1 pseudogene is annotated in these 598 nt (G+C 50.0%); it reads right to left on the bottom strand.

What is annotated here, in order from left to right:
- Positions 1-130: 130 nt before the first annotated feature.
- A pseudogene (locus ACTHUR_RS15925) lies at positions 131-598 on the bottom strand (DNA repair protein RecN); the annotation flags it as partial.

Genomic DNA, 598 nt, shown 5'->3' on the forward strand with positions numbered 1-598 from the left:
AAACAGGACTTTCATCAAAATTTCCTTGTAAATAGACGATATAATCATACCTTGTATTCTGCCTGCCTGAAAAGGTGGCAAAATATAGAAAAGGCCGTCTGAATCCTATTTTCAGACGGCCTTGAGGCTTTTAGGCGGCTGCCAAATGCAAGAGTTCGGCGGCATGGCTGCGTGTAGTATCAGTAATAATTTCGCCACCCAGCATACGCGCGATTTCCTCAATGCGCTGATGATGGTTCAACACGCTGATTTCGCTGACGGTTTGCTCCCCTTCGCTATGCTTGCGGACCTGCCAATGGTTTTCACCGCAAGAGGCGACTTGAGGAAGATGGGTTACCGCCAAGACTTGATGTTTTTTACCTAAGGCACGCAAAGCTTTACCGACCATTTCGGCGACGCCGCCACCAATACCGGTATCCACTTCGTCGAAAATCAATGTCGGCACTTGCGTGTATTGGCTGGCAACCACTTGCAAAGCCAAGCTGATACGCGCCAATTCGCCGCCGGAAGCCACTTTATTCAAAGGTCGGGACGGATTGCCTTTATTCGCCGCCACTTGGAATTGTACCTGCTCCAGACCATGTGCGGTCGGCGAAGA

Source organism: Neisseria sp. P0021.S007 (assembly GCF_051956855.1).